Source organism: Streptomyces sp. NPDC024017 (genome assembly GCF_040638895.1).
Taxonomy (GTDB): Bacteria; Actinomycetota; Actinomycetes; order Streptomycetales; family Streptomycetaceae; genus Streptomyces.
The window spans coordinates 241,435-260,849 of record NZ_JBEZYZ010000007.1 but is presented as its reverse complement, the minus strand read 5'-3'; the positions used below and the strand labels follow the sequence as shown (position 1 = coordinate 260,849).

The 19,415-nt window shown below is 69.7% G+C and carries 18 protein-coding genes and 1 pseudogene; 8 read left to right on the top strand and 11 right to left on the bottom strand.

What is annotated here, in order from left to right:
- Positions 1–238: 238 nt before the first annotated feature.
- Positions 239–934 (bottom strand): GAF and ANTAR domain-containing protein, encoded by a 696-nt coding sequence (locus AB0G20_RS20795; protein ID WP_361305038.1) that lies wholly within the window; start codon positions 932–934, stop codon positions 239–241.
- A 453-nt stretch (positions 935–1,387) separates the two neighbouring features.
- Here AB0G20_RS20795 and AB0G20_RS20790 point away from each other — a divergent pair, with 453 nt between their 5' ends.
- Entirely contained in the window at positions 1,388–1,831 is a 444-nt protein-coding gene (locus tag AB0G20_RS20790) for an ATP-binding protein (protein ID WP_361304505.1), read from the top strand.
- 251 nt (positions 1,832–2,082) lie between these two features.
- Here AB0G20_RS20790 and AB0G20_RS20785 read toward each other — a convergent pair whose 3' ends face one another.
- Complete coding sequence (locus tag AB0G20_RS20785; RefSeq protein ID WP_361304502.1) at positions 2,083–2,937, bottom strand: helix-turn-helix transcriptional regulator; 855 nt, start codon at positions 2,935–2,937, stop codon at positions 2,083–2,085.
- Positions 2,938–3,079: 142 nt separating this feature from the next.
- Between AB0G20_RS20785 and AB0G20_RS20780 the strand changes: the two genes are divergently transcribed.
- From AB0G20_RS20780 to AB0G20_RS20765, 4 genes are all read left to right on the top strand, one after another.
- Complete coding sequence (locus AB0G20_RS20780) at positions 3,080–3,895, top strand: phytanoyl-CoA dioxygenase family protein (protein WP_361304499.1); 816 nt, start codon at positions 3,080–3,082, stop codon at positions 3,893–3,895.
- Positions 3,892–4,194, top strand: a complete 303-nt coding sequence (locus AB0G20_RS20775) for a hypothetical protein (RefSeq protein ID WP_361304496.1) — start codon at positions 3,892–3,894, stop codon at positions 4,192–4,194. Before AB0G20_RS20780 ends, AB0G20_RS20775 begins: the two co-directional genes overlap by 4 nt.
- A 24-nt stretch (positions 4,195–4,218) precedes the next feature.
- On the top strand, positions 4,219–4,554 hold the full coding sequence (locus AB0G20_RS20770) for a hypothetical protein (protein ID WP_361304493.1): 336 nt from the start codon (positions 4,219–4,221) through the stop codon (positions 4,552–4,554).
- Between the two features lie 283 nt (positions 4,555–4,837).
- Positions 4,838–6,790, top strand: coding sequence for an RICIN domain-containing protein (locus AB0G20_RS20765; protein WP_361304490.1), 1,953 nt, complete (start codon positions 4,838–4,840; stop codon positions 6,788–6,790).
- A gap of 74 nt (positions 6,791–6,864) precedes the next feature.
- Here AB0G20_RS20765 and AB0G20_RS20760 read toward each other — a convergent pair.
- Positions 6,865–7,089, bottom strand: a pseudogene (locus tag AB0G20_RS20760) (hypothetical protein); the annotation flags it as partial.
- 1,200 nt (positions 7,090–8,289) lie between these two features.
- On the opposite strand from AB0G20_RS20760, the gene AB0G20_RS20755 reads away from it, so the two are divergent.
- Together AB0G20_RS20755 and AB0G20_RS20750 are read left to right on the top strand one after the other, a co-directional pair.
- Complete coding sequence (locus AB0G20_RS20755) at positions 8,290–9,312, top strand: LacI family DNA-binding transcriptional regulator (protein ID WP_361304487.1); 1,023 nt, start codon at positions 8,290–8,292, stop codon at positions 9,310–9,312.
- A gap of 232 nt (positions 9,313–9,544) precedes the next feature.
- Positions 9,545–10,684, top strand: coding sequence for a cellulose binding domain-containing protein (locus AB0G20_RS20750; protein ID WP_361304484.1), 1,140 nt, complete (start codon positions 9,545–9,547; stop codon positions 10,682–10,684).
- An 86-nt stretch (positions 10,685–10,770) separates the two neighbouring features.
- Here the strand turns inward: AB0G20_RS20750 and AB0G20_RS20745 are convergent, their stop codons facing one another.
- The 8 genes from AB0G20_RS20745 to AB0G20_RS20710 all read right to left on the bottom strand — a co-directional run bounded on the left by AB0G20_RS20745 (position 10,771) and on the right by AB0G20_RS20710 (position 17,421).
- Positions 10,771–11,733 carry an expansin EXLX1 family cellulose-binding protein gene (locus AB0G20_RS20745; RefSeq protein ID WP_361304481.1) on the bottom strand — a complete coding sequence of 321 codons (963 nt, stop codon included), beginning with the start codon at positions 11,731–11,733 and terminating at the stop codon, positions 10,771–10,773.
- A gap of 198 nt (positions 11,734–11,931) precedes the next feature.
- Complete coding sequence (locus AB0G20_RS20740) at positions 11,932–12,237, bottom strand: RICIN domain-containing protein (RefSeq protein ID WP_361304478.1); 306 nt, start codon at positions 12,235–12,237, stop codon at positions 11,932–11,934.
- Positions 12,207–13,133, bottom strand: a complete 927-nt coding sequence (locus AB0G20_RS20735; RefSeq protein WP_361304475.1) for an amidohydrolase family protein — start codon at positions 13,131–13,133, stop codon at positions 12,207–12,209. Before AB0G20_RS20735 ends, AB0G20_RS20740 begins: the two co-directional genes overlap by 31 nt.
- On the bottom strand, positions 13,130–13,441 hold the full coding sequence (locus tag AB0G20_RS20730) for an L-rhamnose mutarotase (protein ID WP_361304472.1): 312 nt from the start codon (positions 13,439–13,441) through the stop codon (positions 13,130–13,132). Before AB0G20_RS20730 ends, AB0G20_RS20735 begins: the two co-directional genes overlap by 4 nt.
- Complete coding sequence (locus AB0G20_RS20725; protein ID WP_361304469.1) at positions 13,438–14,466, bottom strand: aldo/keto reductase; 1,029 nt, start codon at positions 14,464–14,466, stop codon at positions 13,438–13,440. The genes AB0G20_RS20730 and AB0G20_RS20725 overlap by 4 nt, the downstream gene beginning before the upstream one ends.
- Positions 14,463–15,221 (bottom strand): SDR family oxidoreductase, encoded by a 759-nt coding sequence (locus tag AB0G20_RS20720; protein ID WP_361304466.1) that lies wholly within the window; start codon positions 15,219–15,221, stop codon positions 14,463–14,465. Before AB0G20_RS20720 ends, AB0G20_RS20725 begins: the two co-directional genes overlap by 4 nt.
- Positions 15,218–16,555, bottom strand: a complete 1,338-nt coding sequence (locus AB0G20_RS20715) for an L-fuconate dehydratase (RefSeq protein WP_361304463.1) — start codon at positions 16,553–16,555, stop codon at positions 15,218–15,220. Before AB0G20_RS20715 ends, AB0G20_RS20720 begins: the two co-directional genes overlap by 4 nt.
- 14 nt (positions 16,556–16,569) lie before the next feature.
- Entirely contained in the window at positions 16,570–17,421 is an 852-nt protein-coding gene (locus tag AB0G20_RS20710) for a fumarylacetoacetate hydrolase family protein (protein WP_361304460.1), read from the bottom strand.
- A gap of 869 nt (positions 17,422–18,290) precedes the next feature.
- Here AB0G20_RS20710 and AB0G20_RS20705 point away from each other — a divergent pair.
- The gene (locus tag AB0G20_RS20705) at positions 18,291–19,340 is read left to right on the top strand and encodes a sugar ABC transporter substrate-binding protein (RefSeq protein WP_361304457.1); all 1,050 of its coding nucleotides are present in this window, start codon (positions 18,291–18,293) and stop codon (positions 19,338–19,340) included.
- Positions 19,341–19,415: the final 75 nt, after the last annotated feature.

Sequence of the window (19,415 nt, the reverse complement as noted above, 5' to 3'; positions counted from 1 at the left end):
CGACGATGAACAGGTCCTCGCCGACGGGGATGCACCCGCCGGCCCGGGAAGCCGGGCGGGCGAGTGCACAGCTGTCGTGCACGCGAGAGCGGACGGCTGTCGCCTGTTTCCCAAGCGACCCCCTCGCGAGGCGACAGTCGTTGCGGCATGCCGGCACGACTGAGCCCCACGCATGTCCAAGCTCCCACCGCTTCCATGTCGTGTACAGCGAAATCGGCACGCTGTCCGCGACGCGCCGTCAAGGGCGAGGGCGCAGCGGCGGAGGTGGGGTGGGGGGACGGCCGGCGATGTCGGTCAACAGCCGTGTGCAGACGTCATGGAGTTTGAGGTTGGTCTGCTGCGACAGCCGGCGCAGCAGACCGAAAGCCTCTTCCTCGGTGCACTGCTGTTGTTGCATGACGCTGCCGATGGCCTGGTCGATGACCCGGCGTGAGGCGAGGGCGTTCTGGAGATCGCGGGCGAAGTCCTCGGCGTCGGCCAGCCGCTGCGCCAGTGCGATCCCGCCGCCCACCTGGGCCGCGGACAGTGTCAGGGAGTGCCGGTCGTCGTCGGTGAAGGCGTCCGGGGCGGTGGCGTAGAAGTTCAGCGCTCCGGCGGTGTGGCTGCGTGCGGGAATCGGCAGGGACATCGAAGAGCGGACGCCCAGGTCCGCCGCGAAGCGCGGATAAGGTCCCCACCGGGCTTCCTCCAGCATCTCGGGCACATGGACGACCTGACCGGTACGCAGGGCTTGCAGGCAGGGTCCGTCGTCCTGGCCGTACTGCTTCTCGTCCAGCGTGTCCGCCACTCCCCCGGTGCTGACCACGGTCAGCGGCCGCCCCTTCCTCTGCAGCGTCACACCGCAGCCGTCCGCACCCGAGGCACTGACCGCGTCGTCGACCAAGTACTGAAGAAACCCCCGCAGCGAGTCGGTCTCCAACAGCCAGTCGATCATGTCGAGTGTGCGCTGATTGCAGTCGAGCCGGTTCACTGCCCCTCACCTCCCACAGCATGAATTCACGACCTGCTCTCTCGCTGTGCTGATACCCGCACAGCCGTCGATACGCGTCCGCGTTCATGCCGGGCCGCGGTCCAAGGGCTCTGCTGCGTGGGGTGCGTGACGCCCTTCACGGCGGTTGGTTTCAGTTCCGTGTGAGGATGGCCGGATGTATTCGGCCCCTGACACAAAGGTGGCCGTCATACACGACGACCAGGTGTTCCGGCTGATCGTGCGAGGTGAAGTGGACTGAGGACGCCGGGGACTTCGAAGTCGCCTGGCAGGCCGCCGACCAGGCGGCGCCCGCCGCCACCACGGCACCCCCATAAGGGCGGCCACAACGGGTAAGCGAAAGCCGCGAAACAGAAACGATCAGTAACCGGAATTCCTTCCACTGTTACAGGAAAGATCATGATCATCCCGCTTAGGAAGCAGGCGCCGGATGAGCACCAGGCAGCACCCTTGCGCTACTGCATCGTCTGGGGCACCGAAGGCATGTCCATCTCCCAGACCCGGCACGCAGCACGCATCCTGCTCGCCCAGGCGGGTCATCATCCGAGTCACACCGTCAGCCAGGATGCGCAGATCGTCGTCAGCGAATTGGTCACCAACGCACTGCGCCACGCCCCTGGACCCGGTGGGCTCCTGATGGAAGTGACAGAGGACGGCCGCTTGCGCATCACGGTCCGTGACAACTCACCGGACCGGCCCGTACTGCTCGCACCCGACAGGCACCGCGTCGGCGGACACGGATTGCACCTGGTCGCCCGCCTGTGCACCCGCTTCGACACCCGGCCGACCCGTGACGGCAAGCAGGTCATCGCCGAACTCGCCCTGCGCGGCCCCGCCCGGTAGGGCGCCTCGCGCTCCAGCTCGTCGACCTGCCGTGGCCCGCGACCGCGCCCGGCTCTGGCCCCTTGCCGTCCTCTCAGCCCTCTGGCCCAGTCGGGAGGTACCACCGCCCGGTGCTGGGGCGTGAGCCTGCCGCGGCCGGGCGCGAGCTCTCGAAATAGCGGGTGGACATGCGCGGCCCTCCGGATGATCGGGGCGACGACCGGGATGCTGCGCGCGACCGTGGTATCGAAACTTTCTTGCGGGAAGCGCTTTCAGTCTCCGGTACCTGTCGCCCTTGGGCCGGACGCGTCGCCGAACCCCTGCGCTGCCGCGGGCCGGGCGTTGTCCGCAGTGGTCTGGGCGGCTCGAATGCTGCGCGGGGCGGCCCCCAGTTCGCGGCGGCAGGCCTTGTTGAACGCCTGCAGGTCGGGAATGCCGACGGAGGCCGCGACAGCGGGGATGGTCAGCGTGGTGGCCCGCAGGAAGTGGCGCGCCCGCTCCATCCGCCGGGCTCGGATGTACCCGACCACCGTCTCCCCGAGGGCTGCGCGGAACAGCCGGGTCAGATGGTTGTGCGAGACGCCCGCCGCCTTCGCGATCTCGGACACCGTCAGCGGCTCGGCCAGCCGGGTCTCGATCAGTGCCACCGCCGCCGCGACAGCGGGATGGGCGACCTGAGTGTCCCGCGTCGTCGGCGGGGCGAGATGGGCGACCCTCCACAGCGCCGCCCACACCTCGGCCGCGGCCCGCGCCGCCGTGTTCGGCCAGACAGCGAGAGCCTGCCGCAACTGCGCTGTGAGCAGCGGCAGTTCCGGCCCGGCGTCCTGGATCACCGGCACGCTTCGCGCCGTGCCGGACGAGCTCAGGCGCAGGTGGACGTAGAGGTGCTCGGAGCGGCCCCGGTAGCGGTAGCGGACCTCCGCGCCGGGCGGGACGAGGCTGACCCTGCCGGGGCGGATCAGGTGCGGGGTGCCGTCGACCGTCAGGTCGGCCTCATAGCCGTAGAGATGGAACTGCCACAGGTCCGGCAGCAGAAACTCGTCCACCTGGCCGGCGGGGCCGTGCACGCCGATGCCGACGGCAGCGAGAGCGGGAGGCTCGTCGAGATGAACGAGGGCCGTGTGCATGAGCACGTGTTCTACCACCACACCCGTAGCCGCGCACCGGGACCGCTCCCCCGGCCCTGCCCGCCTTCGTGGTGAGAATGGACCAGTGGAGGGTGAACATGACCCACGCGGCGAGCGGCGGACGGTGCCTAGCGTGACGGTCATGGAGAAGAGGCAGGAACTGCTCGGCTCGGTCCAGATGGCGCGCTTCGTGGCGCACGGGTCGCTGCGCCTGGACGCGGTGGTCCCGGCGGAGTTGAACGCCGAGGGCCTGGCGGTGCTGGCGGCCGGGGTGCCGCCCGTGCCGTACGGGACGCCGCTGTCCGAGGCGTACGGGGCTGATTCGTTCGTCCGCAGACTGCTGGACCTTCCGCGGGTGGCGGGGGCCCTGCACAGCCTGGTCGGCCCGGAGCCCACGGTGGACCACCACTTCGTCCACGTGCGCGAGCCCCGAGGCGGAGACGCGCAGCCGCTGCACGGGGACGCCGTCATCGACGTCCGGCCGGACGCCTTCGACGTGCAGTTGATGTACTACCCGCAGGCGGTGACGCTGGAGATGGGCGGCACCCTCAGCGTGCCGGGAAGCCATCTGCGCCGCATCAACGAGTCCGACACCGGCCGCTACCAGAACCTGCGCGGCCAGAACCGGCTGGTCTGTCCGGCGGGCACGGTGGTGTTTCTGCACCACGGGCTCTGGCACGCCGGCAGGCGCAACGACAGCGACACCGTCCGCTACATGTTCAAGATCCGGTTCAACCCGACGGTTCGTCAGCGGCGTTTGTGGGACACCTCGGACCTGGACGATCCGCAGGTGACCCGGGAACTGGACGTGACGTTCCCCTGGTACGAGCCGGCCACGGGACGTCTGGAGCGGTACAACCGCATCCTGCTCTGGCGGGCACTGACCGGCGACGACTCCTTCGACATCGACTACTGGGTGACCAGGGTCTCCAACCGCCCGCAGGAGGCCGCGGTATGACGAGCGAACCGTCGGTGTCGCGGCAGCAGGTGCTGGTGCTGTACCTGGCCAACTCCGCCTTGGACTCCCACGTCGTCGGCTGGTCGCTGTACGACGGCACCGGCCGCACCTCACCCACCACGGGCGACAGCGACGAACCGCCGTACGAGTCGGGGGTGGCGGCGCTGCGGGACGGCTGGCGTCTGATACAGGCAGCCCAGTTGATCCCGCCGTATCCGGGCCACGAGTACGACGTCTCCTTCCTCAAGCACGAGTTCTTCTTCGAGCGGATCGTCGACATGACCGCAGGGCTTCCGTAGGCCCTCTCCAGGAGCAGAGGTGCCATGCAGAGCCTGACCAAGCGCCGCAGCAGGGGTGTCCGCGTCACAGGGCTCATCGACCACGAGCGGGCGTTCTGGGGTGATCCGGCCGCCGAGCTGGTCTGGCCGGGGTTCGGCGGGGACGCCGGACCGGGCAGCGACCTCGTCGCCGGCTACACCGAGGCCGGCGGCACCCTGGACTTCGGCCCGGCCTTCTGTCACCGGCTCGCCCTGTACGACCTCTACTTGAGCGTGCTGCTCGTCACCGAGTGCGGCCCCAGGGGTTTCGACTCCGACCACCTCGCATTCTGCCGTGGCCGTCTCACCGGCTCCCTCGCCGCGCTGCGCGCCCTGGGGTAAGCGGCTGGCCAGTCGCAGGCGTTCGACACATCCTATGTATTGTCCCTCGCCATCCCGGAGCTTGAGCGATCTTTCAGCTGCAAACCCATTTTGATCTCACGAGTTCTAACGGAACCCTAGACAGACCATTGACTGATGCCCCTTAATACATCCGATGTTACTGCCCTCGGACGCCCGGACGGTCGTCTCTCCCATGGCGCACGCACCGACGATCAGGTGGGCGTCGACTGCCCCAGGACGTCGTCGCCGCGACCGATGTCATCGATCCACAAAGGAGTGGAGCATGTCTTCATCAGGAATGTCTCGCCGTACGTTTCTGGGCGCTGCGGGGGCGGCGACCGCCGCGACCGCGTTGCCGCTCGTCCCCGGTTTCTCCGGCCTTCTGCCACAGGCGTCGGCCGCGGACGCACAGACCAACCTGAGCAAGATGGTCGACATGCGGTTCGGCATGTTCAACCACTTCAGCCTGGGCACCTTCACCAATCAGGAGTGGGCCGAACCCAACCAGAGCCCCACCCTCTTCGCCCCGCCGAGTGTCAACTGCGCGCAGTGGGCCGACGCGGCGGCCGCCGCGAAGATGAGCTACGGCATCCTGACCACCAAGCACCACGACGGCTTCGCCCTGTGGCCCAGCGCCTACGGCACCCAGAACGTCGCGAACAGCTCCTACAAGCACGACGTCGTCCAGGCGTACTGCGACGCCTTCCGCGCGAAAGGGCTGAAGGTCGGGTTCTACTACTCGATCTGGGACCGCACCTTCGGCGTGGAGGCGTGGGAGAGCCGGCACAAGGTGTCCGGGCTCCAGATCACCGACGCCATCCAGCCGAAGCACATGACCTTCATACTCGGTCAGATCCGCGAGCTGCTCACCAGCTACGGCACCATCGACATGTTCATGACCGACGGTTACGCATGGCAGATGGGACAGCAGGCCGTCTCCTACCAGGCGATCCGTTCGCTGGTGAAGGAGCTGCAGCCGGACTGTGTCATGCTCGACATCGGCGGACTGTCAGAGCCCTTCCTCAGCGACGCGATCTTCTTCGAGGAACCGCTGGGCGTCACGGCGCCCGCAGGTAACACCTACGCCGGTATGCAGGGGCAGACCATCAGCAACGGCTGGTTCTGGCACCCCTCCACCCCGACCGAGGGCCTCATGAGCAAGGCGGCGATCCTCTCGCACCTGGCCGACCTGGAGCCGAAGTACACCTCGTTCATCCTCAACTGCCCGCCCAACCGCAACGGCCTGCTGGACACCAACGTCGTCAACCGGCTGGCCGAGGTCGGCGCGGCGTGGAGCCCCGACACCTCCCGGTCGCCGCTGCCCACCCAGCCGCTGCGCGCCGAGTACCCCGTCACACCGGTCAACGCGTACGCCACCGGCTTCCACACCGGCGAGGGCCCCCTCCACGCCATCGACGGACTCAGCGACGTCCGCTACGAGACCTGCTGGTCGACCTGGGGGCTGCCGGCGCCGCTGCCGCAGTCCATCACCATCGACCTGGGCGGCGTGTGGAGCAACGTCTCCACCCTGGAGTACCTGCCCAAGCAGTGGAACCGCAACAACTCCACCGACGGCGACATCACCTCCTGCACCATCCTGACCAGCACCGACGGGGTCAGCTTCACCCAGGTCGCCACCGGCACCTGGGCCGGCAACAAGAAGATGAAGCTGGTCGAGTGGCCCAACCGGAACGTGGGCTTCGTACGGATCCAGGTCGACGCGGCCACTGGCGACTACGCCAACATCAGCGGCCTCAGGATCGGCGGCCGGTCACTCAAGCCGGCTCTGGTGTCCACCACACTGCCCGGTGACGGCACCGTCTACCGCCTGGTCAACCGGAACAGCGGCCAGGTCGCCGACGTGGTGGGCAGGCGCACCACCGACAACACCCCGGTCCAGCAGTGGCCCTGGCTCAACCAGACCAACCAGAAGTGGACCCTCGTCAAGACCGGCGACGGCTACTACAAGATCAAGGGAGTGGGCAGCGGCAAGCTCCTGGAGATCCAGGGCCTGTCCCGCGCGGACGGCGGCACCGCCGGCATCTGGGGGGACGCCGGCGCCCCCCAGCAGCACTGGGCCATCACCCCCACCGGTGACGGGCACTACCTCCTCATCAACCGCTACAGCGGGCTCGCCCTCGCCGTCGACGAGGCCAGCACCGCCAACGCAGCCGCCGTCGAGCAGCAGCCTTACGCGGGCCGAGCCGAGCAGCAGTGGCAGATCGTCCCCGTCTGATCCTGTTCCTGCCCTCCGCCGCCTCTTCGGCCCGTGGTGAGGAGGCGGCGGTGACGGTCCCTGTGGGCGCGGGGAATGGTCACGGCGGCGGTGAAGCCGGTGTCCCACTGGCTCTGCACCTTGTAGTCCACGGTGCCGGGCACGGCCGAAGTGGCTGCGCCGGCCTGGCCGACGAGGAACGCCGTACCCGTCGTCCCGGCGACCAGCGCCATGGCGGCGAGCAGCGATGTCCTGGTGTGACTCGCGAGTGCGGGTTTCCTTCTCTCGTGGGGGGCCTTGCGGATGGCGGGCGCGCGCATGCTCGCGCTGCCCGGCTCTCTACGCGGCGGCTGTGCCGTCGCAGGCCGAGTTCAGGGACGGGCCGCAGGAGCGGTCCGGCACGGACAGGGCGGCTTTCGGTCGTCGAACCGCTTCACGCACCGGCCGACGAAGGGAGGCGCCCCCTTCGTCGCGGCGTCGCCGCGATCCCGCGTGCCGGCGCCTTTGGACGAGGTCGTGCGGGAGGCGCCGCCGTCAGGCCGGCACTTCAAAGGCCTCCGTCGTGAGGCGTCGGCGGCGACGCCCGGTCGGGTGTGTCCCACCGTGCCGGCGGCCGTGGCTCCCCGGGCCGAGAACACCGGCAGGACCGCGCCCGGGACGAGCGCGACCGGACCGTGGCTGACTAAAAGTACTGAATGCGGGGGGGTGTCGCATGAGCGAGTCCTTACAGCTTGGCGCGCCGCTACGGACGCGTCGAGTGATGGAACCGCTCCCACTGGTGGAGAGGAAGTTGGCGCCAACCGACGAGGTTTCATAGGGCCCTTGCGGAACTTTCGGTCCCACCAGCCCAGTTCGAACTTTGAACGCCGCAACATCTTGACCGCACCCGTCTTCATCCCCACGATGGGAGCGCTCCCACTGGATTCAGGCTTGAGTACCTCTCCGCGAATCGCATGACGCAAGGAGGAACCCGGCCTGGTCCAAGATCGAGGCCTACCTCAAGGGCGGCGCCGCGCCCGTCTTCACCTACCACCGGTTTCTGGGCCCAGGCGGACATCGCCCTGGCCATGGGCTCGTACGCGGAACTCCTCGAGTAGCCCCCGCCGGCGATCCGCGTACGCGACCCCGTCACCAGGCGACGGGGTCACCCGGCCGGGCGGCCCCACCCGCACAGGGGCCGCCCGGTCCCCGCACGTGACTCCGGCAGGACCCACGTCACGCACGAGCACGGATCGCCGCGGCGTGCGGTCCCCGACGCAGGCCTCCGGGCCCTCTTTCGACGCTCCCCCGCCACCCGATGAGGGGCACGGTGTTTCCTCACGCAAACGCGATCACCTGAGACCTGAACAGCGAGTTCCACCCTCGACCGCCGGCGATGCACCTCCATACCTCCCCACCAGGGCCGGGAGCGCTCCCAACCCTGCGATGCGGGGTGACCGCCTGCCCCGGTGCCGTTGCCGAAGTCATGTGCTCGATTGCCTCCGGCCGGTAAGATCGGTGATCTCGTGGGGGAGGTGGTCATGGGCAGGCGACGCCCGGGGACACCGACGCTGGAGGAGGTGGCCGCCCACGCACAGGTGGGTCGAGGCACGGTCTCCCGCGTCATCAACAACGCGGCGGGCGTGAAGGAGTCGACGCGTCGAGCCGTGCAACGAGCCATCGATGAACTGGGCTACGTGCCCAACCTCGCGGCCCGTTCGCTGGCCGGGCGGCGGGCCGACGCCGTGGCCCTGGTCATGACGGAGCCGGACTGGCGGCAGTTCGCGGAGCCCTTCTTCTCCGAGATCGTCAGCTCGCTCGGCGACGCGCTGACGGACACCGGAATACAGCTGCTGCTGACCCTGGTCCGCTCCGACGCCGAGCGCCGGCGCTTCCTCGAGTACGCCCGCGGCGGCCGGGTCGACGGTGTCCTGCTGATGTCCGTGCACGCCGGTGATCCGCTGCCGGACATGCTCGCCGAGGCCCGGATGCCGACCGTGCTGCTGGGGCGCCGCTCGGGCGACGAGTACGTCAGCTACGTCGACGCGGACAACATCGGCGGAGCCCGCAGCGCCGTCTCCCATCTTCTGCAACGGGGCCGCAGAGTCATCGCCACCATCACCGGGCCGCTCGACCTGTACGCCGCCCAGTGCCGACTGCGCGGCTACCATGAGGCTCTGGCGTCGGCGGGCCTGGAAGGCGAGCAGACCCGTGTCGCCGAGAGCGACTTCACGGCGGAGAGCGGACGCCGCGCCATGGCCGAGCTCATCGAACGCCATCCGGACATCGACGGCGTGGTCGCCGCGTCGGACACCACTGCCGCAGGGGCGTTGGAGGCGCTGCGCGCGGCCGGGCGCCGGGTGCCGGAGGATGTCGCCGTGATCGGCTTCGACGATTTTCCGCTGGCTCAGCGGACCGAGCCGCGGCTGACCACGGTTCGTCAGCCGATCGAGGAGATCGGGCGTGCCATGGTCCGGCTCCTCCTGGAGGAGATGGAGGAGGGTGCCGTGGCCTGGCGTCACGTCATCCTCCGTACCGAGCTGGTGGTCCGCGACTCGACCTGACGTTCGCCGGCCAACTCCCCCGGACCGCCCCGGAGTCGGGGCGCGACGTGTGTCGACGCCCTCGCCTGACCTGCGTCTCCGGAATCAGTTTCGACAGGTTCATGCCAGCAGTCTTGTCAGGGACCTGAAGCATCCCTACAGTCCGTGCCGATCCCCAGAGTTGGGAGCGCTCCCATTCACAAGCTCCCGGGAGCACTTCCGTTACCCCCACCCCTCCCCGAAGAGGATCCGCATGCGTCCTTCACCGCACCATGCCCACAGCGCGCGTGGCCTGCTCGGCGCGCTGCTCACCTCGCTCGTCTCACTCGCCGCGCTGCTGACCGCGTCCTCGGTGGCGCAGGCCGACACCACGATCTGCCAACCCTTCGGTTCCACGACCATCCAGGGCCGCTACGTGGTGCAGAACAACCGCTGGGGCACCAGCGCGACCCAGTGCATCGCCGTCAGCGACTCGGGGTTCAGGATCACCCAGGCCGACGGCTCCGTCCCCACGAACGGCGCTCCGAAGTCCTACCCGTCCGTCTACAACGGGTGCCACTACACCAACTGCTCGCCCGGCACCAAGCTTCCCGCTCAGCTCAGCACCATCTCCTCCGCCCCCTCGAGCATCTCCTACACCTACGTGAACGGCGCGGCGTACAACGCCTCGTACGACATCTGGCTCGACCCCACGCCCCGCACCGACGGCGTGAACCGGACCGAGATCATGATCTGGTTCAACAAGGTCGGATCCATCCAGCCCATCGGCTCCCCGGTAGGCACCGTCACCGTGGCCGGGCGCGAGTGGCAGCTGTGGTCCGGCAGCAACGGCTCGAACGACGTGCTGTCGTTCGTCGCACCGTCGGCGATCACCAGTTGGTCCTTCGACGTCATGGACTTCGTCCGGCAGACCGTGTCCCGGGGACTCGCGCAGAACAACTGGTACATGACGAGCGTTCAGGCGGGGTTCGAACCCTGGCAGAACGGTACGGGCCTCGGCGTGAACTCGTTCTCCTCCACGGTCAACACGGGCTCTTCCGGTGACCCGGGCGGCCCGGGAAACCCCGGAGGTTCCACTGCCTGCAAGGTGTCGTACGGGGCGAACGCCTGGCAGGGCGGCTTCACCGCCGACGTCACCATCACCAACACCGGCTCCTCTCGCGTCAGCGGCTGGAAGCTCGCGTTCACCCTCCCGTCCGGGCAGCAGATCACCAGTGCCTGGAACGCGAACCTGTCCGGCTCGTCGGGAGCTGTCACCGCGAGCAACGTGGCCCACAACGGTGAGTTGGCGGCCGGTGGCCAGGCGACCTTCGGGTTCCAGGGCACATCGAGCGGCGCCTTCGCCAAGCCCTCCGGCTTCAGCCTGAACGGCACCGCCTGCAGCATCGCGTGACCCACGTTCGTCCTCCGGGGACCCTCCTGGCCCCTCCACGCCGACAGGCGGGTCCCCGGAGGCCGCACAGCCGCCCGGCAGCCAGGTCAGTGCCGGGCGAACTGGACCCCCGCCGGCTGCACGGCGTCCGGCCGCAGGGCGATCCCGTTGATGGTCAGTCGTTCGCCGTAGATGTCGGTGATCCTGATCGCACCGCCGCACCCGCTGCCGTCGGGAGAGAGGAAGTAGTTGTAGTCGGTGCGGGTCAGCGGGCGCCAGCCGCCGCCGGCGCGGACTTCCAGCCGAGCGAGCGGGTTGCGGTGGCCGATGGCCTGGATGCCGCACCAGTAGGGGCTGGACCCGTCCTTGTAACGGATCGAGATCGTGCCCGCCGTGTCGGGGCTCAACAGGCTCCAGCTGATCGAGATCCGGCCGGTCGAGACGGGAGCCAGTTTGGCGAAGGCCTGTTCGCTGAGGTCGAGTTGGCCCGGCGCGCAGGGCAGCGGACATTCGTTGGTGATCCGGACCGTGACGGAGGCGCCGTTCGCCGCGCGGACGAGTACGTACGCCCCGCAGGCCTTGGAGGTCTCGTAGTCGGTGGTGTTCATCGCCGCGATCATCATGTCGCCGCTCGGTCCGTAGGAGCAGGCGCCGTCCCCGACGCCGGCCTTGTACACGGTGGCGACCCCCTGGTACGTGCTCTTGGGGCGGATGCGTCCGGTCAGGAATGACGTGGCCGGAGCCTGAGCCTCTCGCGTGGAGGCCGACGGGCGCGGAGTCGACTTGCCCGCGGAAGCCTTCGGGGTCTTGCCGGCGCCGGCCGACGGCGTCGCGGAGGTGGCGGACGGGGAGGGTGTCGACGACTTCTGCTCCGGCGACGCCGACGGGAGAGCCCCCTGGGAGTTGGCGACGGCCGTGGCCGGGGCCGGCCCGGCATCCTCCTTGCGGTCAGGTTGCATCGTCATGACCAGGCAGACGATAAGACCTGTGACGACCAGCCCCGCAGCGGAGCCCACCATCAGCCGACGTCTCTGCCTGCGCTGCCGCGCGGCCTGGCGTGTCTCTTGCATGTTCATCCGTTCGGAAGAGCGTGTCGGTGTTGCACTCCTCAGTGGCCGCGGGGGGCGAAAAGGTTGCCGCCGACTTTCGGTCGGTTCGGGTGCCTGGCATGAGCAGCCGGACGAAATACCGGGCGCGGTCCCTGTGCCCCGGCCCCGACGCCCGGGCGCGGCCGCAGGCACAAGTGCGCAGGTCACTCTTCGGGGGGATCAGCCGACCTTGGTCATGTTCCACTGCTGCTGGGGACCGCCGTTGGGGGTCCACTGGATGATCTGGCCGCCCTCGTCGCCGGTGTTGCCGTTGTCGAGGGCCTTGCCGCTCTCGGCGCAGACCAGCCGGTAGACACCGCCCGCCAGGACGGCCGGCATACCGGTGACCTCCACGCAGACCACGGAGTCGTTCGCGTTGGGCGCTGTGCTCGGCACGCTGACGTTGATCTGGGCGCCGCTGACCCTGTAGTTGAGGTTGGTGCCGGGGTTGTTCATCAGGTACACGCGGTTGATCGTGTTGTACACCGCGGGAATCTGGGCGGGGCCGGCCGTCTGACGGACAGGTCGTAGGTCCGTGCGGCCGTGCCGGTGAAGACGTCGTGGCGCTCGGCCGGCCCGAGCCCGGCCGTCAGCTCGCGTGCGGCGGCGAGCACCTCGGCGTACGTGGCGGCGAGCCGGCAGACCGGCCAGTCGGAGCCGAACATCAGCCGCGCGGGTCCGAAGGCGTCGAGCACGGTGTCGGCGTACGGCGTGAGGGCCGCGACGCTCCAGGAGCCCCAGTCGGCTTCGGTGACCATGCCGGAGAGTTTGCAGACGGTGTTGGGAAGGGCGGCGAGGCGCCTGATCTGCTGTGCCCAGGGGTCGAGTTCGCCGGACGCGATGGGCGGCTTGCCGATGTGGTCGAGGACGAAGGTGAGGCCCGGCAGGCGCTCCGCGGCCGCGACGGCCGCCGCGAGTTGGTGAGGCTTCACCACCAGGTCGTAGACGAGTCCCGCCTCGGCGACCGCGGAGAGGCCCTGCAGGACGTCGGGGCGTTCGAGCCAGCGCGGGTCGGGCTCGCTCTGCACCTGGTGGCGGATGCCCACCAGGTACTCCCCTCCGGGGCCCGCGCGCAGCCCTGCGAGGGTCTCGGCGACGTCGGGGGTGGTCAGGTCGGTCCAGCCGACGACTCCGGCGACCAGGTCGCTGTCGGCGGCCAGGGCCAGGAACTCCGGCGTCTCCTCCGGCACGGTGACCGTCTGCACCAGCACGGTGGCGGTGACCCCGGCCGCGCGGGCCTGAGGTGCCAGGTCGGCGAGGGTGAAGTCGCGTCGCAGCGGGGCGAGTTCGGCTCCGCTGATCCAGTCCTGGTCGCGGACGGACAGGTCCCACACATGGTGGTGGGCGTCCACGATGCCGGGCACGGTCTCCGGTCCGGTCACAGTTGCCACACCACTGGCAGTGAGGCGTCCGCGCCCTGCGCGGAGTAGTCGTGGACCACGTCGAGCAGGTCGGCCATCCGGGCCTGCCAGGCGATGTTGACGGGCAGCTTGTCGAGTTCGGCGATCATCGCCTGGTAGTCCTCGACCTCCAGCACATGGAACAGGTCCGTGCCGCTGCGCCAGATCGTCCATTCGCTCACCCCCGCGGCGCGGATCGCGGCGGTGAGTTCCTCGGGCACCTCCCGGTGCGCGGCCTCGTACTCCTCGATGCGGTCGGCGCGGACCTTGGTGTGCAGGGCGACCCTCATGACGACTCCTTCGACGGCATGGCTTGCCCGATCGGCGTGGCTGCGGGGACGGGGGTGTCCGGGTCCAGCAGTCCTTCGGTGCGCAGCTCCTCCCACAGGGCGTCCGGAATCGGGCGCCGCAGCTGCTCCACCGTGTCGCGCACCTCCTGGGGGGAGCGCGCGCCCGTCAGGACGCTCGTGACCGCGGGATGGCCGAACGGGAAGCGCAGCGCGGCGGCCCGCAGCGGCACGCCGTGGCGTTCGCAGACCTCCAGGAGCCGCAGCGCCCGGTCGAGGACCGGCTGCGGCGCGGGTGCGTAGTCGTAGGTGGCGCCGGGCCGGGGGGCCGTCAGCAGCCCGGAGTTGAACACTCCGCCGATGACCACGCTCCGGCCGCGGGCGGTCGCCTCCGGGAGCAGTTCGGTGAGCGAGTCCTGTTCCAGGAGCGTGTAGCGACCGGCCAGCAGAACCACGTCGATGTCGGTCTCGCGCAGGAAGCGGGCGGGCAGGGCGGACTGGTTCATCCCGACGCCGATCGCTCCGATCACGCCTTCGGCGCGCAGCCGCTCCAGCGCCGGGTACGCCTCACGCAACGCCTGCTCGGCGTGGTCGTCGGGGTCGTGCAGCAGGGCCACGTCGACGCGGTCGAGGCCGAGGCGTTCCAGACTCGCCTCCAGCGAGCGCAGGACGCCGTCGGCGCTGAAGTCCCAGACCCTGCGATGGGCGGCCGGGACGGCGAAGCCGTGGGCCAGGTCGTCTTCGGCGCCGCCCTCCGGGTGGGGCACGAGAAGCCGGCCCACCTTGGTGGAGAGGGTGTAGGTGTCGCGGGGGCGGTCGCGCAGCGCGGCGCCGAGCCGCCGTTCCGACAGGCCGAGACCGTAGTGGGGCGCGGTGTCGAAGGTGCGGACACCGGCGTCCCAGGCCGCCTCCACCGTGGCGTTGGCGTCCTCGTCGGTGACCGGGTGCAGGAGGTTGCCGAGGGCGGCGCAGCCCAGTGCCAGTTCCGAGACCCGTACCGTGCTGCCGCCCAGCGGGATGGTCCTCACGACCGCTCCACCGGGCGCAGCCGCAGTCCCTGCATGCCGCCGTCCACCGCGAGCGCGGTGCCGGTGACGGACGCCGCGGCCGGACTGGCGAGGTAGACGATGGCCGCCGCCACCTCGTCGGCGGTGATCAAGCGCCCCAGGGGCTGGCGGGCGTTGAGGGCCGCGCGTTCCGCCTCGGGGTCGTCGGCCGCGTCCAGCAGCCGGGAGACCCAAGGAGTGTCGGCGGTGCCGGGGTTGACGCAGTTGACGCGGATGCCCTCGCGGACGTGGTCGGCGGCCATGGCGAGAGTCAGCGACAGGACCGCACCCTTGCTGGCGCAGTAGAGGGCGCGCTGCGGAAGTCCCGCGGTGGCGGCTATCGAGCAGGTGTTGACCACGGCCGCGTGCGCGGAGCGGCGCAGGTGGGGCAGGGCGGCGCGCGTGGTGCGCACCATGCCGAGGACATTGACGTCCAGCACCCGGTGCCACTGCTCGTCCGGGTTGTCCTCGACGGTGCCCACCGCGCCGATGCCGGCGTTGTTCACGACGATGTCCAGGCCGCCGAGACGCTCGGCGGCCTGCTCCACGGCGGCGCGTACGGAGACGTCGTCGCTGACGTCGGCCCGGAGACCGAGCAGCGGTTCGCCGACGCCGTCCGGATCGAGGTCGAGCACGGCGACCGCCGCGCCCTGCGCCGCCAGTGCGCGGGCGGTGGCCAGCCCGATGCCGGACGCGCCCCCGGTGACGATGGCCCTGAGGCCTGACAGACCGGTCATGCCTCCTCCTCCCGTCCGGAGAGGTCGGCGGCCCAGAAGGTGCCGTCCGGGTAACGGTATTCAGTGAGGGACTCGGGGTGCATGGTGGCGGAGAAGCCGGGGGTCAGCGGCGCGGTGTAGTGGCCGTCGCGCATCACCACGGGTGCGGCGAAGTGTTCGTGGAGGTGGTCGACGAACTCGATGACGCGATTCTCGGTCGTGCCGGACAGCGCGAGGTAGTCGAACATCGACAGGTGCTGCACCAGCTCGCACAGGCCCACTCCGCCGGCGTGCGGGCACACCGGCACCCCGAACTTCGCGGCGAGCAGCAGGATCGCGAGGTTCTCGTTGACCCCTCCGACCCGGGCCGCGTCGATCTGGAGCACGTCGATGGCGTCGGCCTGGAGGAGCTGCTTGAAGACGACGCGGTTCTGCACGTGTTCGCCGGTGGCGACCTTCACGGGCGCGACGCCCCGGCGGACGGCGGCGTGGCCGAGGACGTCGTCGGGGCTGGTGGGCTCCTCGATCCAGTACGGGTCGAACTCGGCGAGCGCATTGGTCCACTCGATCGCCTCACCGACGTTCCAGCGCTGGTTGGCGTCGATGGCGATGCGGATCCCCTCGCCGACGGCGGCGCGGGCGGTGCGCATGCGACGGACGTCGTCGGCGAGGTCGGCGCCGACCTTGAGCTTGATCTGGGTGAAGCCGTCGGCGACGGCCTGCTTGGCCAGCCGGGTGAGCTTCTCGTCGGAGTAACCGAGCCAGCCCGGAGAGGTGGTGTAGCCGGGGTAGCCGCGTTCCAGCAGGTCGGCCTCGCGCTCCGCGAGCCCGGTGCGGCCCTCGCGCAGCAGTCGGAGGGCGTCCTCGGGGGTGAGGACGTCGGCGATGTAACGGAAGTCGACCTGGGAGACCAGCCACTCGGGGTCGGCGTGGGAGAGCAGTCTCCACAGCGGCTCCCCGGCGCGTTTGGCGGCCAGGTCCCACACGGCGTTGACGACCGCGCCGATGGCCATGTGCATCACGCCCTTCTCGGGCCCCAGCCAGCGCAGTTGGCTGTCCCCGATCAGGTCGCGGCTGACGGAGCCCGGGTCGGCGCACAGCTCCTCCACGGAGCGGCCCACGAGGTGGGGCCGCAGGGCGCCGATCGCGGCGACCTGGACATCGTTGCCGCGTCCGATGGTGAAGGTGAAGCCGTGGCCCTCGTGCCCGTCGGCGGCGTCCGTGCGCAGCACGACATAGGCGGCGGAGTAGTCGGGGTCCGGGTTCATCGCGTCGGAGCCGTCCAGTTCCCGCGAGGTGGGGAAGCGGACGTCGTAGGTGTCGACGGCGGTGATCCGCGCGGCGGTGGTAGTCAAGGTGGTCCTGCCTTTCACGCTTGGGCGAAGGTCTGGCGCTGGCTGCCGAGGCCGTCGACAGAGAGCTCGACGGTGTCGCCGGGGCGCAGGAAGGGCTTGCCGGGAAGACCGAGAGCCACGCCCGCGGGCGTACCGGTGTTGATCACGTCACCCGGCTCCAGGACCATGTACTGGCTCAGGTACGACACGATGTGGTCGACCGAGAAGATCATGTCGCCGGTGTGGCCGTCCTGCCGCTTCACTCCGTTGACGCTCAGGTGCAGGCCGAGGTCCTGCGGGTCGGCGACCTCGTCGGCGGTGACGAGCCAGGGGCCGAGCGGGTTGAAGGTCTCGCAGGACTTGCCCAGGTCCCACTGCGACGAGTACTCCAGCTGGAACTCGCGCTCCGAGACGTCATGGCTGATCGCATAGCCCGCGATCACGGCCCGCGCCGCATCGGGGCCGTCGAGGTAGCGGGCCCGCCGTCCGATGACGACGGCCAGCTCGACCTCCCAGTCGGTCTTGACCGAGTTCCGGGGGATCAGCACCTCGTCGTAGGGGCCGACGACCGTGCCCGGGTCCTTCATGAAGACCACCGGGCGTGGCGGGATCGCGGCGCCGGTCTCGGCGGCGTGGTCGCGGTAGTTCAGCCCGACGCAGATGATTTTGCCGGGCCGGGCGAGAGGGGCGCCGGTCCGCAGGCCCTCGGTGTCGAGCTCGGGCAGCCCGCCCGCCACGACGGCCGCGCGGGCCCGGTCCACTCCCCCGGAGGCGAGGAAGTCGCCGTCGATGTCCCGGGTCACGGAGGACAGGTCCAGCAACCGGCCGTCGTCGGTGCGGACTGCGGGTCGCTCCTCACCGGGGGCGCCGACTCGTAGCAGTTTCACTGGGGGCTCCCTCGTCATGCGGGTGTTCATGTGGGCCATGGGCGGCCGTAGGGCTGAGCCGCCTGCAGTGCGCCGGGCCGGGCCTGCCGGCGGGCTTCACTCACCCACATCTGTAGTCATCGGATGTATGGCGGCACAGTGACCTTAAATGGGGAGGCCGCACCTGACAATGGATTCCTCGGATGTATTTGTTTCGGCGTTGCCGCTCAAGGACTCACACAGCCAGGTTGACCATGGCCGCGTAAGGGAGCGGGACCGACACGCGAGCCGCCCTCCGATGAATCCGATGGGATCCGCAGACGCCTCCTCCACTGGTGAGAGCGATGCCGACAGGCGTTCCGCCGGCTGCCCGAGGGAGGCGCGGCTCCGCCGGGCGCCCCTCCCGCCCCTTCCGCCCCTCCCTCAGTCGGCCCAGGCGGCTCCGTTGTCGAATCGTGAGCAGGCGCAGCACGTCGCCCGTCACGCACGAGGACTGGAACTTTGCAGGTCACAGAGGGCGCCGGCGCGGAATCGTGAGGTCGGGGCGGCGCCTGGGCGTCCCACGGCCTGATGTCCTGCAAATCTCTGGCGGCGAACCCTTGTCAACGTCGGCAACGCCGTCGTAACGTCCTCGACGTCCGAGATACATCGGAGGAATGGTTTGCACCATCCAGTGCGCCCCTTCGGCTCACCACCCTGCGGTTGCCCCACCTCCGCATGCTCGGTCCCCGGCTCACCCTCACACCCACCCCTCAGGGCATGATCCGCGCGTTTTGGCGCCGGATCGGCAACTGCCCGTCCGGCGACCTCGCCCCTCCCCCGCAGGCAGGTACGCCCTCCCCACCGTTGCCCTGCGGCCCAGTGCCCCTGGCTAAGGAGAGAACACGGCCATGAACCTCGCTCGCACCCGCTCCACCGCAGCAGCAACCACCGCCGTCCTCGCGGTACTGGCCCTCGCCACCGCGTGCAACCGCGAAGGCACGGACTCGGCCGCCTCGGGCGGCGGCAAGCCCGCCATCGGCATCGACCTGCCGCGCTCCGACTCCGACTTCTGGAACTCCTACGCCGAGTACCTGAAGAAGGACGTCAAGTCCGAAGGCATCAAGGCGCTGCCGATCAGCAACTCGCAGAACGACGTCACCAAGCTGGTCGCCAACGTGCAGGTGTTCCAGAACACCGGGGCCAAGGCCGTGGTCATGGCTCCCCAGGACACCGGGGCGATCGCCTCCACCCTCGACGCCCTCGCGTCGAAGAAGATCCCCGTGGTCAGCGTCGACACCCGGCCGGACAAGGGCGACGTCTACATGGTCGTGCGCGCCGACAACCGGGCGTACGGCACCAAGGCCTGCGAGTTCCTCGGGAAGCAGCTGGGCGGCAAGGGCAAGGTCGCCGAGTTCCAGGGCTCCCTGGACTCCATCAACGGCCGGGACCGCTCCGAGGCGTTCGCCGCCTGCATGAAGGAGAAGTTCCCGAAGATCAAGGTCTTCGAGCTGCCCACCGAGTGGAAGGGCGACGTGGCCTCCGCCAAGCTGCAGAGCCTGCTGGCCCAGCACCCCGACCTGAACGGCATCTACATGCAGGCCGGCGGTGTCTTCCTCCAGCCGACCCTGGCCCTCCTCGAGCAGAAGGGCCTGCTGAAGCCCGCCGGCCAGAAGGGGCACATCTCGATCGTCTCCAACGACGGCATCCCCCAGGAGTTCGAGGCCATCCGCAAGGGTCAGATCGACGCCACCGTCTCCCAGCCCGCGGACCTGTACGCCAAGTACGCGTTGTACTACGCCAAGGCCGCGGCCGAGGGCAAGACCTTCAAGCCGGGCAAGACCGACCACGACTCCACCATCATCAAGCTGCCCAACGGCCTCGAGGACCAGCTTTCGGCGCCGCTGGTGACCAAGGAGAACGTGGACGACGAGACCCTGTGGGGCAACAACGTCGGCTGACGACCCGCACCTCCCGCCCGCCGCGTCTGGGGCGCCCCCCTGACGCCCCCGCCGACGCGGGTAGCCCCCGCCCCT

Coding starts and splice junctions, on each gene's coding strand:
- AB0G20_RS20795 (WP_361305038.1), bottom strand. CDS start 934: ATGATCGACTGGCTGTTGGAGACCGACTCGCTGCGGGGGTTTCTTCAG.
- AB0G20_RS20790 (WP_361304505.1), top strand. CDS start 1,388: ATGATCATCCCGCTTAGGAAGCAGGCGCCGGATGAGCACCAGGCAGCA.
- AB0G20_RS20785 (WP_361304502.1), bottom strand. CDS start 2,937: ATGCACACGGCCCTCGTTCATCTCGACGAGCCTCCCGCTCTCGCTGCC.
- AB0G20_RS20780 (WP_361304499.1), top strand. CDS start 3,080: ATGGAGAAGAGGCAGGAACTGCTCGGCTCGGTCCAGATGGCGCGCTTC.
- AB0G20_RS20775 (WP_361304496.1), top strand. CDS start 3,892: ATGACGAGCGAACCGTCGGTGTCGCGGCAGCAGGTGCTGGTGCTGTAC.
- AB0G20_RS20770 (WP_361304493.1), top strand. CDS start 4,219: ATGCAGAGCCTGACCAAGCGCCGCAGCAGGGGTGTCCGCGTCACAGGG.
- AB0G20_RS20765 (WP_361304490.1), top strand. CDS start 4,838: ATGTCTTCATCAGGAATGTCTCGCCGTACGTTTCTGGGCGCTGCGGGG.
- AB0G20_RS20755 (WP_361304487.1), top strand. CDS start 8,290: ATGGGCAGGCGACGCCCGGGGACACCGACGCTGGAGGAGGTGGCCGCC.
- AB0G20_RS20750 (WP_361304484.1), top strand. CDS start 9,545: ATGCGTCCTTCACCGCACCATGCCCACAGCGCGCGTGGCCTGCTCGGC.
- AB0G20_RS20745 (WP_361304481.1), bottom strand. CDS start 11,733: ATGCAAGAGACACGCCAGGCCGCGCGGCAGCGCAGGCAGAGACGTCGG.
- AB0G20_RS20730 (WP_361304472.1), bottom strand. CDS start 13,441: ATGAGGGTCGCCCTGCACACCAAGGTCCGCGCCGACCGCATCGAGGAG.
- AB0G20_RS20720 (WP_361304466.1), bottom strand. CDS start 15,221: ATGACCGGTCTGTCAGGCCTCAGGGCCATCGTCACCGGGGGCGCGTCC.
- AB0G20_RS20705 (WP_361304457.1), top strand. CDS start 18,291: ATGAACCTCGCTCGCACCCGCTCCACCGCAGCAGCAACCACCGCCGTC.